This window comes from Planktothrix paucivesiculata PCC 9631 (assembly GCF_900009265.2).
Taxonomy (GTDB): Bacteria; Cyanobacteriota; Cyanobacteriia; order Cyanobacteriales; family Microcoleaceae; genus Planktothrix; species Planktothrix paucivesiculata.
The window spans coordinates 24,478-39,449 of the sequence record NZ_LR735022.1; the positions used below are offsets into that span (position 1 = coordinate 24,478).

The 14,972-nt window shown below is 41.5% G+C and carries 10 protein-coding genes and 3 pseudogenes; 6 read left to right on the plus strand and 7 right to left on the minus strand.

The genetic code is table 11. The features are described 5' to 3' along the window. Positions 1–62: 62 nt before the first annotated feature. Positions 63–709 (plus strand): annotated as a pseudogene (locus tag PL9631_RS18775) (transposase family protein). Positions 710–849: 140 nt separating this feature from the next. Here PL9631_RS18775 and PL9631_RS18780 read toward each other — a convergent pair. Further along, the gene (locus PL9631_RS18780; RefSeq protein ID WP_083622665.1) at positions 850–3,042 is read right to left on the minus strand and encodes an alkaline phosphatase D family protein; all 2,193 of its coding nucleotides are present in this window, start codon (positions 3,040–3,042) and stop codon (positions 850–852) included. A 275-nt stretch (positions 3,043–3,317) separates the two neighbouring features. On the opposite strand from PL9631_RS18780, the gene PL9631_RS18785 reads away from it, so the two are divergent. Both PL9631_RS18785 and lepA (PL9631_RS18790) read left to right on the plus strand, forming a co-directional pair. Beyond that, complete coding sequence (locus PL9631_RS18785) at positions 3,318–3,641, plus strand: DUF1825 family protein (RefSeq protein WP_083622667.1); 324 nt, start codon at positions 3,318–3,320, stop codon at positions 3,639–3,641. A gap of 119 nt (positions 3,642–3,760) precedes the next feature. Further along, positions 3,761–5,575: a translation elongation factor 4 gene (lepA, locus tag PL9631_RS18790; protein WP_083622668.1), complete on the plus strand. Its 1,815-nt coding sequence runs from the start codon at positions 3,761–3,763 to the stop codon at positions 5,573–5,575. A 98-nt stretch (positions 5,576–5,673) separates the two neighbouring features. Here lepA (PL9631_RS18790) and PL9631_RS18795 read toward each other — a convergent pair. Further along, a pseudogene (locus tag PL9631_RS18795) lies at positions 5,674–5,796 on the minus strand (photosystem II D2 protein (photosystem q(a) protein)); the annotation flags it as partial. A gap of 8 nt (positions 5,797–5,804) precedes the next feature. Between PL9631_RS18795 and PL9631_RS26825 the strand changes: the two are divergent. After that, positions 5,805–6,286 (plus strand): annotated as a pseudogene (locus PL9631_RS26825) (transposase family protein); the annotation flags it as partial. 140 nt (positions 6,287–6,426) lie between these two features. Here the strand turns inward: PL9631_RS26825 and PL9631_RS18805 are convergent. Next, entirely contained in the window at positions 6,427–8,619 is a 2,193-nt protein-coding gene (locus PL9631_RS18805) for an alkaline phosphatase D family protein (protein ID WP_083622665.1), read from the minus strand. Positions 8,620–8,894: 275 nt separating this feature from the next. Between PL9631_RS18805 and PL9631_RS18810 the strand changes: the two genes are divergently transcribed. Both PL9631_RS18810 and lepA (PL9631_RS18815) read left to right on the plus strand, forming a co-directional pair. Then, the gene (locus tag PL9631_RS18810; RefSeq protein WP_083622667.1) at positions 8,895–9,218 is read left to right on the plus strand and encodes a DUF1825 family protein; all 324 of its coding nucleotides are present in this window, start codon (positions 8,895–8,897) and stop codon (positions 9,216–9,218) included. A 119-nt stretch (positions 9,219–9,337) separates the two neighbouring features. Further along, positions 9,338–11,152 (plus strand): translation elongation factor 4, encoded by a 1,815-nt coding sequence (gene lepA, locus PL9631_RS18815; RefSeq protein WP_083622668.1) that lies wholly within the window; start codon positions 9,338–9,340, stop codon positions 11,150–11,152. 98 nt (positions 11,153–11,250) lie between these two features. Here the strand turns inward: lepA (PL9631_RS18815) and psbD are convergent, their stop codons facing one another. The 4 genes from psbD to PL9631_RS18835 all read right to left on the minus strand — a co-directional run bounded on the left by psbD (position 11,251) and on the right by PL9631_RS18835 (position 14,435). Beyond that, positions 11,251–12,309, minus strand: coding sequence for a photosystem II D2 protein (photosystem q(a) protein) (gene psbD, locus PL9631_RS18820; protein ID WP_083622672.1), 1,059 nt, complete (start codon positions 12,307–12,309; stop codon positions 11,251–11,253). Between the two features lie 276 nt (positions 12,310–12,585). Then, positions 12,586–12,879, minus strand: coding sequence for an Asp-tRNA(Asn)/Glu-tRNA(Gln) amidotransferase subunit GatC (gene gatC / locus PL9631_RS18825; RefSeq protein WP_083622674.1), 294 nt, complete (start codon positions 12,877–12,879; stop codon positions 12,586–12,588). Between the two features lie 53 nt (positions 12,880–12,932). Next, positions 12,933–13,454 (minus strand): photosystem I assembly protein Ycf3, encoded by a 522-nt coding sequence (locus PL9631_RS18830; protein WP_083622676.1) that lies wholly within the window; start codon positions 13,452–13,454, stop codon positions 12,933–12,935. A 156-nt stretch (positions 13,455–13,610) separates the two neighbouring features. Continuing rightward, positions 13,611–14,435 (minus strand): SDR family NAD(P)-dependent oxidoreductase, encoded by an 825-nt coding sequence (locus PL9631_RS18835; RefSeq protein WP_083622678.1) that lies wholly within the window; start codon positions 14,433–14,435, stop codon positions 13,611–13,613. Positions 14,436–14,972 lie beyond the last annotated feature (537 nt).

A 14,972-nucleotide genomic window follows, 5' to 3' on the forward strand; every position in this document is an offset into this window, starting at 1 on the left:
CTTTTGCTAAAAACTCCATAAAATGGTAAAAATTGAAAGTGAATTTAGACAATAACTCTGCGATGAACACTCAATTTTACCTAAATTTGAAACCTCATGAATTTAAACGGAGATTTGGTGTCAAGATTCACACCTTTCAAGAAATGGTTAATGCCATAGAGCAGTTCAGGTTAGAACATCCTAAAGATAGGAGAGGACGTCACACCCGCCTGACTCTCCAAGAGCAATTTTTAGTAGCCTTGGAGTATTGGCGAGAATACAGAACATATTTTCATATTGGGACAAATTGGGGAGTATCAGAATCAACTATTTGCCGAATTGTTGCTAATATTGAATCAACTTTAATGAAAACAGGAAAGTTTCGGATTCCGGGAAAGAAAGCATTAATTCAAGATTCTGGCTACCCCGAAATCGTAGTGATGGATGTCACGGAAACGGCTATTGAAAGACCGAAAAAAAAACAGAAAAAAATTATCACTTGAATAGCTATGTACCCAAAAAGAAACCCAAAAATGGCAATCTTTCGGTCTGAGAAAAAGACTATAATCAAGATTTGGCTCATCAACGAATTGTGATTGAACACGTTAATCGGAGCCTCAAAATTTTCAGGATCTTATCGAGTCGTTATCGAAATCGTCGTCGCCGTTATGGTCTTCGTTGTAATTTGTTGTCAGCCATTTATAATTATGAGTTGACACTCTTAGTCTGAAAGTGAAAGTTTACTATCAATCATAGCATAGATTTTTTTTGCAAGAGGTCTACTAGATACTGAGGAACCGAAATGAATATATTAAACTTAATTTTGTCTCAAGATTAAAAATATTCCCCTACATCATCTGACAGGGATTCCTAGACTGAATCAATCACAAATTGACTAATAATTTCCGGCTGACGATTAATAATATCAGCAGGAATAGATTGGATATCTGTTTGGGTATAAGGGTCAATTCCATAAACATTTACCTGCAATTTTTGAGTTTGTGGATCAATAATAAATTCAGTCCAACCAAAATTATGCACCGCAAAATAAGACCCTTTAATTAACTCAGCATTAACTTTTGTTTCATCTAAACCAATGGGATCATATCCCAATTGATTGAGTTGATTATTCAGAATCATTTGAACAAATTGATCTTGACTTGAAGCCGTATCTAAATCCGCGTAAATATCCTTAGCATCTTGGCTAATAGTATCAATAGAACTAAAATTCATAATTTCTGACCCCCAAGTTCCGGGAATAAAATTTGAACTCAAATCTAACTGATAACCGATGGACCCCACCGTAATTTCAATCGCATCGGTGGGAATTTGGGGTTGATCAAAATTCAATTGATAGCTTAACTCATTCACAATAGTTCCCCCTGCTCCTCCCGATACAAATACGACATTTTCGATATTATTTTGATCAATAAATTGTAATAAATCCCGACGTTCGGCGGCGTATCCCTCCCAACGGTTAGCGGAATCATATAACCCTAAATTCTGAATCGGAACGGTCGAAAAAATAAATTTCCAGTTAATTCCAGCATTTTGAGAATCTAATAAATTAATCTTTAAATCCTCTAATTGAGCTTTTCCTAATAACGTCCGGTTAGGGTCAAAAGAAGTGGCTAAAAATTGATTAATTTGACTGTCTAAAGCCGGGTCAGGAACTTGAGGTAAAGGAGCATCCCTAAAAGAACGTACATCTAAAATAAATAACGCCCCATCATTGCCAAACTGTTGATATCGATAGAGTTTTTCTTGATTAGCAGTGCGGGGATCTCCGGTTTCTCCATAGACTTGATTTCCGATGGGATTATACTCTTTCCAGGATTGCAAACCGAGGTTAAATTGATCGGTATTATTAATAAATTGTCCCTCGGTTCCAAAAAATAACTGTTGAGCAGATAAAGCCGGAATTTCTCCCCCCGCAAAACCCGTAATTAAATTTTGATCATTCCAAGTTCCATAGAATGTTGTTGATGCTTGTAAATTTGCCCAAGGATTTAGGTCTAAACGGGGGGAAACAATCTCATTATATTTAGTTCTAAAATCCAGGGAAGTAACCGCTTGTTGAACACCGGGTAAATCGGGGGAAATCGTATCAGCAGAAATGGTATTTCCCAGGGGGACAAAAAAGTCTAAATTACGTTCAGGAACATTATTAAGGGAAATATAGGGCATTAATTCCCCTTGTCCGTCGGCGGTGGCTCCAAATCTTAATCCCTGTTGGGTTTCCAGGGTTGCTGGAGTGCGAAAACTGCCGACGGATGATCCGCCTTCTGCATTAGTAAATCGATAAAAATATTGAGTATTTGGCGTTAAATTATTAGCCGATAACTTAACGGGTTTTGTAATATCAGTAACGGTAGTATAAAGGATTCCTAAAGGATTAATAAAATTGAGATTATTGGCATATTCCAAGCTAACTGTTCCCGGCGCTGAACTGCGGGTTAAAAATACCGTTGAAGTCGGGGTTGTATCCCCGGTAGCGACTCGATTCGGGAAACTAGAACCTTGGGGTTGAATAAAGGGGCTAAATTGACGATTTTGGGCAGCCCCAAAGTTAATATAATGTTGGATGCCAGTCAGTTCATCCCGGGCAACAGCAAAGGCAACATCGGGATTTTGAGCTAAATAATATTTAGAGTTATAAAGGGCGGTGGGACTGCGATCTTCAAATTGTCCAAAGGCAACAAAATGTTCAATTCCGGTAAAATTTCCCTGGGCAATAATCGGAACCAGAGCCGGATTTTCGGTTAAATAATAGGTACTATCAAATAAAACACTAGGGTTGCGATTTTCAAATTGTCCTAAATTAATATAATGTTGAAAACCACTGGCAAAAGCTCCACTATTCACCAGTTGGGCAACATCAGGATTGGCCGCTAAATAATAGGATTCATCATAAAGGGGACTAGGTTGACGAACCTGAAATTGCCCCGACTCAATAAAGTGTTGAAATCCATTGGCAATGATTCCACTAGCAACCGCCGCCGCCACATCGGGGTTTTGTGCTAAATAAAAGGATTCATTAAATAAGCCATTAGCTTGTAACATAAACGCAATTTAATTTAATAGATAAACAGCCACCTAAATAGGGAATATTTTGCTCCAACTCCTCCACACCATAGAATAGACTATCTAACCTAAAATTGATCAGAAGTTATGTTTGCGATCGCCCAAACTTAGTCATTCTCCCCGGCACTGGCCAGAAGTACGGAAATTGCGACTTGTAGGAGTGTGAGCAACCCTCTCCCCAGGGGTTAATATAGGGAAAGGTCTAATAAAAGCTCTTAAACTCAAACCCCTATTAGTATAAAATTCGAGAAACTATGGGATTCTTTGATTCAGACATCGTTCAACAAGAAGCTAAACAGCTATTTGAAGATTATCAGTCTATGGTCAAACTGGGCGGTGATTATGGCAAGTTTGATCGGGCCGGGAAAAAACTCTATATTGAGCAAATGGAAGCGGTCATGGATCGTTACCGGGTTTTCATGAAGCGGTTTGAACTTTCCGAGGACTTCATGGCTAAGATGACCGTCGAACAGTTACGAACCCAACTAGGTCAGTTTGGAATTACCCCCGACCAAATGTTTGAACAAATGCACCTTACCCTAGAACGGATGAAGTCGGAATTAGAAAAACAGCCCTAAACCCCTATCCCTTGCCTGGAAAAAATCCGTGTCTCTGGGTTTCTTTTGTTAAAATACATCAAGCAGACCCTCGTTAGTTTAACGGGAGTCTCCCCTATTATGCCTGTGAATATCATTTTATGACTAACGTTCCAGTTTCTCGAATTCGTAATTTTTCTATTATTGCTCATATTGATCACGGGAAATCCACCCTGGCGGATCGGCTTTTGGAGGCGACGGGTGCGGTACAAAAGCGGGAAATGAAGGAACAATTTCTTGACTCCATGGACTTAGAGCGAGAACGGGGAATTACGATTAAACTCCAAGCCGCCCGGATGAACTACAAAGCAAAGGACGGTGAGGAATATGTATTAAATTTAATCGATACTCCGGGTCACGTTGACTTTTCTTATGAGGTGTCTCGGTCTTTAGCTGCCTGTGAAGGAGCGTTATTAGTGGTGGATGCGTCCCAAGGAGTAGAGGCGCAGACCTTAGCTAACGTTTATCTCGCTTTAGAAAATAACTTAGAAATTATTCCGGTTTTAAATAAAATTGATCTACCCGGAGCGGAACCCGATCGGATTAAAAGTGAGATTGAAGAAATTATTGGGTTAGACTGTTCCGGGGCGGTATTAGCTTCGGCCAAAGAAGGGGTAGGAATTCATGAAATTTTGGAATCCATTGTCCGTTTAGTTCCTCCTCCCCAGGATACGGTTGATCAGAAATTACGGGCGTTAATTTTTGATAGTTATTATGACAGTTATCGCGGGGTAGTTGTTTATTTTCGAGTGATGGATGGGAGAGTAAAAAAAGGCGATCGCGTCCGATTAATGGCCTCGGAAAAAGAATACGAAATCGATGAAATTGGCGTATTATCTCCGACTCAAATTCCTGTTGATGAACTCCACGCCGGAGAAGTCGGATATTTTTCGGCGGCGATTAAAGCCGTTGAAGATGCCAGGGTTGGGGATACGATTACTTTAGCTAATAGCCCCGCAGAACAAGCCCTTCCTGGTTATACACAAGCTAAACCGATGGTGTTTTGTGGGTTGTTTCCCACGGATTCTGACGAATATCCTAACCTAAAAGAAGCCTTAGAAAAACTTAAATTAAATGACGCCGCGTTATCCTATGAACCGGAAACTTCTAGCGCCATGGGTTTCGGTTTCCGGTGTGGATTTTTAGGGTTACTGCACATGGAAATTGTGCAAGAACGTTTAGAACGGGAATATGATTTAGACTTAATTATTACGTCTCCTTCTGTGGTTTATCAAGTGACAACTCAAAAAGGGGAAGTCATGATGATCGATAACCCCAGTCGTTTACCCGAACCCAACCACCGGGAAAAAATAGAAGAACCCTATGTGCGGGTGGAAATGATTACTCCTGAAGCCTATGTAGGGAGTTTAATGGAGTTAGCCCAGGGTCGTCGGGGCGAATTTAAGGATATGCGATATTTAGCCCAGGGACGGACAACTTTAGTTTATGAAGTGCCATTAGCGGAAGTAGTAACGGACTTTTTTGATCAGATGAAATCCCGTTCTCGGGGTTATGCGAGTATGGAATATCATATTATTGGATATCGAGAAAATGCCTTAGTTAAACTCGATATTATGATTAATAAAGATGCAATTGATTCTTTAGCGATGATTGTTCACCGAGATAAAGCCTATAGTGTGGGACGGGCAATGGTGGAAAAACTGAAAGAATTGATTCCCCGTCATCAATTTAAAGTTCCAATTCAAGCCACAATTGGATCTAAAGTTATTGCCAGTGAAAGTATTCCGGCGTTAAGAAAAGATGTTTTAGCTAAGTGTTATGGGGGAGATATTAGTCGGAAGAAAAAACTCCTACAGAAGCAAGCTAAAGGTAAAAAACGGATGAAATCCTTGGGGTCTGTGGATGTTCCCCAGGAGGCATTTATGGCTGTGTTGCGATTAAATAAAGAATCCTAAGTTGATATTCAAACAATAAAACCCCCTACAAACTTTGTAGGAGGTTTTTGAATGAATCAGAGTTTTTTAAGACTTTCCTGAATAATTAGAATCTCTAATTACAGAGCATTACCGCGAGGTAGAACTTCTTCAGGGAAAATAAAGTTTTCGTGGGGTTGATCCGCAGGAGCCATCCAAGCCCGCAGACCTTCATTTAACAGAATGTTCTTGGTATAGAACGTTNTTTTTAGTAGCCTTGGACTTGGAGTATTGGCGAGAATACAGAACATATTTTCATATGGGGATAAATTGGGGAGTATCAGAATCAACTATTTGCCGAATTGTTGCTAATATTGAATCAACTTTAATGAAAACAGGAAAGTTTCGGATTCCGGGAAAAAAAGCATTAATTCAAGATTCTGGCTACCCCGAAATCGTAGTGATGGATGTCACGGAAACGGCTATTGAAAGACCGAAAAAAAAACAGAAAAGGATTATCACTTGAATAGCTATGTACCCAAAAAGAAACCCAAAAATGGCAATCTTTCGGTCTGAGAAAAAGACTATAATCAAGCTTTGGCTCATCAACGAATTGTGATTGAACACGTTAATCGGAGCCTCAAAATTTTCAGGATCTTATCGAGTCGTTATCGAAATCGTCGTCGCCGTTATGGTCTTCGTTGTAATTTGTTGTCAGCCATTTATAATTATGAGTTGACACTCTTAGTCTGAAAGTGAAAGTTTACTATCAATCATAGCATAGATTTTTTTTGCAAGAGGTCTACTAGATACTGAGGAACCGAAATGAATATATTAAACTTAATTTTGTCTCAAGATTAAAAATATTCCCCTACATCATCTGACAGGGATTCCTAGACTGAATCAATCACAAATTGACTAATAATTTCCGGCTGACGATTAATAATATCAGCAGGAATAGATTGGATATCTGTTTGGGTATAAGGGTCAATTCCATAAACATTTACCTGCAATTTTTGAGTTTGTGGATCAATAATAAATTCAGTCCAACCAAAATTATGCACCGCAAAATAAGACCCTTTAATTAACTCAGCATTAACTTTTGTTTCATCTAAACCAATGGGATCATATCCCAATTGATTGAGTTGATTATTCAGAATCATTTGAACAAATTGATCTTGACTTGAAGCCGTATCTAAATCCGCGTAAATATCCTTAGCATCTTGGCTAATAGTATCAATAGAACTAAAATTCATAATTTCTGACCCCCAAGTTCCGGGAATAAAATTTGAACTCAAATCTAACTGATAACCGATGGACCCCACCGTAATTTCAATCGCATCGGTGGGAATTTGGGGTTGATCAAAATTCAATTGATAGCTTAACTCATTCACAATAGTTCCCCCTGCTCCTCCCGATACAAATACGACATTTTCGATATTATTTTGATCAATAAATTGTAATAAATCCCGACGTTCGGCGGCGTATCCCTCCCAACGGTTAGCGGAATCATATAACCCTAAATTCTGAATCGGAACGGTCGAAAAAATAAATTTCCAGTTAATTCCAGCATTTTGAGAATCTAATAAATTAATCTTTAAATCCTCTAATTGAGCTTTTCCTAATAACGTCCGGTTAGGGTCAAAAGAAGTGGCTAAAAATTGATTAATTTGACTGTCTAAAGCCGGGTCAGGAACTTGAGGTAAAGGAGCATCCCTAAAAGAACGTACATCTAAAATAAATAACGCCCCATCATTGCCAAACTGTTGATATCGATAGAGTTTTTCTTGATTAGCAGTGCGGGGATCTCCGGTTTCTCCATAGACTTGATTTCCGATGGGATTATACTCTTTCCAGGATTGCAAACCGAGGTTAAATTGATCGGTATTATTAATAAATTGTCCCTCGGTTCCAAAAAATAACTGTTGAGCAGATAAAGCCGGAATTTCTCCCCCCGCAAAACCCGTAATTAAATTTTGATCATTCCAAGTTCCATAGAATGTTGTTGATGCTTGTAAATTTGCCCAAGGATTTAGGTCTAAACGGGGGGAAACAATCTCATTATATTTAGTTCTAAAATCCAGGGAAGTAACCGCTTGTTGAACACCGGGTAAATCGGGGGAAATCGTATCAGCAGAAATGGTATTTCCCAGGGGGACAAAAAAGTCTAAATTACGTTCAGGAACATTATTAAGGGAAATATAGGGCATTAATTCCCCTTGTCCGTCGGCGGTGGCTCCAAATCTTAATCCCTGTTGGGTTTCCAGGGTTGCTGGAGTGCGAAAACTGCCGACGGATGATCCGCCTTCTGCATTAGTAAATCGATAAAAATATTGAGTATTTGGCGTTAAATTATTAGCCGATAACTTAACGGGTTTTGTAATATCAGTAACGGTAGTATAAAGGATTCCTAAAGGATTAATAAAATTGAGATTATTGGCATATTCCAAGCTAACTGTTCCCGGCGCTGAACTGCGGGTTAAAAATACCGTTGAAGTCGGGGTTGTATCCCCGGTAGCGACTCGATTCGGGAAACTAGAACCTTGGGGTTGAATAAAGGGGCTAAATTGACGATTTTGGGCAGCCCCAAAGTTAATATAATGTTGGATGCCAGTCAGTTCATCCCGGGCAACAGCAAAGGCAACATCGGGATTTTGAGCTAAATAATATTTAGAGTTATAAAGGGCGGTGGGACTGCGATCTTCAAATTGTCCAAAGGCAACAAAATGTTCAATTCCGGTAAAATTTCCCTGGGCAATAATCGGAACCAGAGCCGGATTTTCGGTTAAATAATAGGTACTATCAAATAAAACACTAGGGTTGCGATTTTCAAATTGTCCTAAATTAATATAATGTTGAAAACCACTGGCAAAAGCTCCACTATTCACCAGTTGGGCAACATCAGGATTGGCCGCTAAATAATAGGATTCATCATAAAGGGGACTAGGTTGACGAACCTGAAATTGCCCCGACTCAATAAAGTGTTGAAATCCATTGGCAATGATTCCACTAGCAACCGCCGCCGCCACATCGGGGTTTTGTGCTAAATAAAAGGATTCATTAAATAAGCCATTAGCTTGTAACATAAACGCAATTTAATTTAATAGATAAACAGCCACCTAAATAGGGAATATTTTGCTCCAACTCCTCCACACCATAGAATAGACTATCTAACCTAAAATTGATCAGAAGTTATGTTTGCGATCGCCCAAACTTAGTCATTCTCCCCGGCACTGGCCAGAAGTACGGAAATTGCGACTTGTAGGAGTGTGAGCAACCCTCTCCCCAGGGGTTAATATAGGGAAAGGTCTAATAAAAGCTCTTAAACTCAAACCCCTATTAGTATAAAATTCGAGAAACTATGGGATTCTTTGATTCAGACATCGTTCAACAAGAAGCTAAACAGCTATTTGAAGATTATCAGTCTATGGTCAAACTGGGCGGTGATTATGGCAAGTTTGATCGGGCCGGGAAAAAACTCTATATTGAGCAAATGGAAGCGGTCATGGATCGTTACCGGGTTTTCATGAAGCGGTTTGAACTTTCCGAGGACTTCATGGCTAAGATGACCGTCGAACAGTTACGAACCCAACTAGGTCAGTTTGGAATTACCCCCGACCAAATGTTTGAACAAATGCACCTTACCCTAGAACGGATGAAGTCGGAATTAGAAAAACAGCCCTAAACCCCTATCCCTTGCCTGGAAAAAATCCGTGTCTCTGGGTTTCTTTTGTTAAAATACATCAAGCAGACCCTCGTTAGTTTAACGGGAGTCTCCCCTATTATGCCTGTGAATATCATTTTATGACTAACGTTCCAGTTTCTCGAATTCGTAATTTTTCTATTATTGCTCATATTGATCACGGGAAATCCACCCTGGCGGATCGGCTTTTGGAGGCGACGGGTGCGGTACAAAAGCGGGAAATGAAGGAACAATTTCTTGACTCCATGGACTTAGAGCGAGAACGGGGAATTACGATTAAACTCCAAGCCGCCCGGATGAACTACAAAGCAAAGGACGGTGAGGAATATGTATTAAATTTAATCGATACTCCGGGTCACGTTGACTTTTCTTATGAGGTGTCTCGGTCTTTAGCTGCCTGTGAAGGAGCGTTATTAGTGGTGGATGCGTCCCAAGGAGTAGAGGCGCAGACCTTAGCTAACGTTTATCTCGCTTTAGAAAATAACTTAGAAATTATTCCGGTTTTAAATAAAATTGATCTACCCGGAGCGGAACCCGATCGGATTAAAAGTGAGATTGAAGAAATTATTGGGTTAGACTGTTCCGGGGCGGTATTAGCTTCGGCCAAAGAAGGGGTAGGAATTCATGAAATTTTGGAATCCATTGTCCGTTTAGTTCCTCCTCCCCAGGATACGGTTGATCAGAAATTACGGGCGTTAATTTTTGATAGTTATTATGACAGTTATCGCGGGGTAGTTGTTTATTTTCGAGTGATGGATGGGAGAGTAAAAAAAGGCGATCGCGTCCGATTAATGGCCTCGGAAAAAGAATACGAAATCGATGAAATTGGCGTATTATCTCCGACTCAAATTCCTGTTGATGAACTCCACGCCGGAGAAGTCGGATATTTTTCGGCGGCGATTAAAGCCGTTGAAGATGCCAGGGTTGGGGATACGATTACTTTAGCTAATAGCCCCGCAGAACAAGCCCTTCCTGGTTATACACAAGCTAAACCGATGGTGTTTTGTGGGTTGTTTCCCACGGATTCTGACGAATATCCTAACCTAAAAGAAGCCTTAGAAAAACTTAAATTAAATGACGCCGCGTTATCCTATGAACCGGAAACTTCTAGCGCCATGGGTTTCGGTTTCCGGTGTGGATTTTTAGGGTTACTGCACATGGAAATTGTGCAAGAACGTTTAGAACGGGAATATGATTTAGACTTAATTATTACGTCTCCTTCTGTGGTTTATCAAGTGACAACTCAAAAAGGGGAAGTCATGATGATCGATAACCCCAGTCGTTTACCCGAACCCAACCACCGGGAAAAAATAGAAGAACCCTATGTGCGGGTGGAAATGATTACTCCTGAAGCCTATGTAGGGAGTTTAATGGAGTTAGCCCAGGGTCGTCGGGGCGAATTTAAGGATATGCGATATTTAGCCCAGGGACGGACAACTTTAGTTTATGAAGTGCCATTAGCGGAAGTAGTAACGGACTTTTTTGATCAGATGAAATCCCGTTCTCGGGGTTATGCGAGTATGGAATATCATATTATTGGATATCGAGAAAATGCCTTAGTTAAACTCGATATTATGATTAATAAAGATGCAATTGATTCTTTAGCGATGATTGTTCACCGAGATAAAGCCTATAGTGTGGGACGGGCAATGGTGGAAAAACTGAAAGAATTGATTCCCCGTCATCAATTTAAAGTTCCAATTCAAGCCACAATTGGATCTAAAGTTATTGCCAGTGAAAGTATTCCGGCGTTAAGAAAAGATGTTTTAGCTAAGTGTTATGGGGGAGATATTAGTCGGAAGAAAAAACTCCTACAGAAGCAAGCTAAAGGTAAAAAACGGATGAAATCCTTGGGGTCTGTGGATGTTCCCCAGGAGGCATTTATGGCTGTGTTGCGATTAAATAAAGAATCCTAAGTTGATATTCAAACAATAAAACCCCCTACAAACTTTGTAGGAGGTTTTTGAATGAATCAGAGTTTTTTAAGACTTTCCTGAATAATTAGAATCTCTAATTACAGAGCATTACCGCGAGGTAGAACTTCTTCAGGGAAAATAAAGTTTTCGTGGGGTTGATCCGCAGGAGCCATCCAAGCCCGCAGACCTTCATTTAACAGAATGTTCTTGGTATAGAACGTTTCAAATTCAGGATCTTCCGCCGCCCGTAACTCTTGGGAAACGAAATCATAAGCCCGTAGGTTCAGAGCTAAACCAACAATCCCGATGGAACTCATCCACAGACCCGTGACAGGCACGAATAACATGAAAAAGTGTAACCAACGTTTGTTAGAAAAAGCAATCCCGAAAATTTGTGACCAAAAACGGTTGGCGGTCACCATCGAATAGGTTTCTTCAGCTTGAGTAGGTTCAAAAGCCCGGAATGTATTGGCTTTGTCTCCATCTTCAAACAGGGTATTTTCCACCGTCGCCCCGTGAATAGCACACAACAGCGCGCCACCCAGGATTCCAGCCACTCCCATCATGTGGAAGGGGTTCAGCGTCCAGTTATGGAAGCCTTGCAGGAATAGGATAAACCGGAAGATTCCAGCTACCCCAAAGCTAGGGCCAAAAAACCAACTAGACTGACCCAAGGGGTACATCAGAAATACACTGACGAACACCGCAATCGGCCCAGTAAAGGCAATGGCGTTATAGGGACGAATACCAACTAAACGAGCAATTTCTAACTGACGCAGACAAAAGCCGATCAGGGCGAAAGCACCGTGCAGAGCCACAAAAGCCCACAAACCGCCCAGTTGACACCAGCGAGTAAAGTCCCACTGAGCTTCAGGCCCCCACAGGAACAGCAAGGAATGTCCTAGGCTGTTAGCGGGGCTACTGACGGCGGCGGTGATGAAGTTGCAGCCTTCTAAATAAGAGCTTGCTAAACCGTGGGTGTACCAGGAAGTTACAAAGGTTGTTCCGGTTAACCAGCCACCGAGGGCTAGATAAGCGCAGGGGAACAGTAGGATTCCTGACCAACCCACGAAGACGAAGCGATCGCGTTTGAGCCAGTCGTCGAGGACGTCAAAGACGCCTCTATCAACCTGCGGTCTTTCGACTGCAATAGTCATGGACAAAATCTCCGAATATATAATGACAAGTTGTAAAGGGATTAGGACTCATGTTAAGCGTCTCTCATCTGCTATAGCAGAATCTGAGGATTTTATGAGTACCGTTAATGTTTCTTTACGTCTTTTCAAATTATAGAGGTAAATCTTCAGTTGAGCAACTCCCCCGCCACGGAAATTTAAAAAAATTTGTCCAAAAACCAAAAACCCTGTTTCCGCTCACCAGAAACAGGGTTGAAACTGCCATCCGATCAAGACGGCTGTTGATTAGGCCAAGGCTTAATTTTCCGACATAATTTTGGGGACTTTGAAATAGTCTCCTTCTTGTTCCGGGGCGTTGGCTAGAATATCATCTCTTTGGGGATAGGGTTCTAACTGATCTGGTCGAGTAATATTACTCAACTCAATAGCCCGGGTCATCGGAGCCACCTGGGATGTATCAAGTTCGTTTAATTGCTCAAAATAATCTAAAATTTCACCCAGTTGAGTCGTAAATTGTTGTTCTTCTTCTGGGGTTAGCTCCAGTCGAGCCAAAAAAGCAACTTTAGAAACTTGTTCACGATCAATAGTCATATTTAATCGGGGTTCGGGTAGGTTGGCAAAGGTGGAATTGAAAGCAAAATTAATTAGAAATAGATATCGATTTTGCTTCTTCCGGTAACTTTCAGCCAGTTCTGAGCTTCAATATAGTTATTCGGGGCTAAACGAATCGCCCTAACCCAATATTCCGCCGCTTGCTTAAATTCTTCTTCTGCGGTGTCTTCATCTCCCGCTTCCTTCGCCTTTTCCCCTTGATAATGGTAAATTACCGCAATATTATTCAAAGCCTGGGGCATTCGGGGATTTAACTCAATCGCTTGTTGATAATATTCTAATGCTTCTTCATGTTCGCCATTGCTGGCATGAATTAAGCCCATATTATAAAGAACAAAACTCCGATCATAGGGATCTTCCTCTAAGGTTAAGGCTTCCTGGTAATTTTCTAAGGCTTCTGCATATTCCCCGTCCGCCTGGGCTGACATTCCATCCCGATAATAGGCAAATGCTTCCTTAGCTTTTTTATTGGTGGGCAGCATCTTGAGGATCATATCTGCCATAACCGTAAAGCTTTTATCAATAAAGTTATCGTTACGTTGTGATCTGGGCATAAAATTTTAATCTCCAAAGTTGAAGGCTGGAAACTTCATGATTTTGGGGAAGTCCCCTAACAGCCTATCGCCTAATCTTACCTCAATCAGTGTAGAGACGTACCATGGCACGTCTCTACGGGGAATTAGTCGAGGGTCAAGGTCAACTGTTCAACACTAATGCAAGGTTGCATCCGCTTCATTAAAGACGGGATAGGATTTGGGGATTTTGTGGGTAACTGGAGAAGCCAATACCATAATTTTCTCCATTAACCAGGGGGCAAAACGGTTACACCAAACGGCTAAATGGCTTTGCCATCCGACTAAAATTTCCGGGGCATCTTTATCCAAACCCGCCACTAACACCTTAGCAACCCGTTCGGCGGTCATAGGGACGACCCAACGGAATAACTGCAAGTCCCGGGTCATGTCGGTGTCGGTTAAGGTGGGCAATAGGGCCATCACCCGAATATTGTAGGGGGCTAATTCTTGTCGGAGGGCCTCTGTAAACCCCAAAATGGCGAATTTAGTCGCGGAATAGGTGGACATGGTGGGAGCCGCAATTTTGCCCATCAAACTCGATACATTAATAATGGTTCCCGATTGGCGGGTGGCCATCCGTCGAGCGATGACATGGGTGATGGTATACAACCCGATTAAATTCAAGGAGATTTCCTCCTGAACTTCTGGGAGTTTGGATTCTAAAAACGGGGTTTGGTGGGCAACACCCGCACAATTAACCAAAATCTCAATCGGCCCGTGAGTTCGCCAAGCCTGGGCGATCGCAATATGGACTTGAACTGATTGGGTTAAGTCTAGGGCTAAGGTGATCACCTCTACGCCCATGGGTTCTATTTCCGTGGCTAATTCTGCGAGTCGTTGACGATCGCGTGCCACTAGAATCAAACGTTTAACTCCATTTTGGGCAAATTCTAAGGCAATTGCCCGGCCAATTCCACGGGAAGCCCCAGTAATTAGGGCTGTTTTTCCTTGAATAGTCATTGTCAAAACCTCCTGTTGAGGAGGAATTCGGCGCGATCGGGGCGGGGTTCTCCCACCCGTTTGAGTCGGGATTTTTTCATCCCAAGCGACCCTGACATCTTGTTAGGCGCACCGATATTCCTCTATGCAGCGTGTAAAAAATCTGAAAAAGCTAAAAATTTGGTGTCATGATTGTAGAGATTTCTAATGGGTCATGATTAGACAACAGACCAGGCTATCTTTTTTCCTTAATTCCTGGTTAACAGAGCAACATTGATTTCAAGCATGGCTCACCTGTCTCCTCAATACGAGCGTTCATGGAAAGACCCTCTATGCACAATCTAGCAAGTCAATCAACAAGTTGCAACATTTTTTAATAAATTTCCCGTAATATTTCGTAACAATCAATAGGGAACGGGGAACAGGGAACAGGGAACGGGGAACAGGGAACAGACAATAGGCAATAGGCAATAGGCAATAGGCAATAGTTTGCTCCCCTACCTCCCCTACCTCCCCTACCTCCCCTACCCTCCCCCTGCCTCCCCTGCTTCCCCTGCT

Coding starts and splice junctions, on each gene's coding strand:
- PL9631_RS18835 (WP_083622678.1), bottom strand. CDS start 14,435: ATGACTATTCAAGGAAAAACAGCCCTAATTACTGGGGCTTCCCGTGGA.
- PL9631_RS18785 (WP_083622667.1), top strand. CDS start 3,318: ATGGGATTCTTTGATTCAGACATCGTTCAACAAGAAGCTAAACAGCTA.
- PL9631_RS18805 (WP_083622665.1), bottom strand. CDS start 8,619: ATGTTACAAGCTAATGGCTTATTTAATGAATCCTTTTATTTAGCACAA.
- lepA (WP_083622668.1), top strand. CDS start 3,761: ATGACTAACGTTCCAGTTTCTCGAATTCGTAATTTTTCTATTATTGCT.
- psbD (WP_083622672.1), bottom strand. CDS start 12,309: ATGACTATTGCAGTCGAAAGACCGCAGGTTGATAGAGGCGTCTTTGAC.
- PL9631_RS18780 (WP_083622665.1), bottom strand. CDS start 3,042: ATGTTACAAGCTAATGGCTTATTTAATGAATCCTTTTATTTAGCACAA.
- lepA (WP_083622668.1), top strand. CDS start 9,338: ATGACTAACGTTCCAGTTTCTCGAATTCGTAATTTTTCTATTATTGCT.
- PL9631_RS18830 (WP_083622676.1), bottom strand. CDS start 13,454: ATGCCCAGATCACAACGTAACGATAACTTTATTGATAAAAGCTTTACG.
- PL9631_RS18810 (WP_083622667.1), top strand. CDS start 8,895: ATGGGATTCTTTGATTCAGACATCGTTCAACAAGAAGCTAAACAGCTA.
- gatC (WP_083622674.1), bottom strand. CDS start 12,879: ATGACTATTGATCGTGAACAAGTTTCTAAAGTTGCTTTTTTGGCTCGA.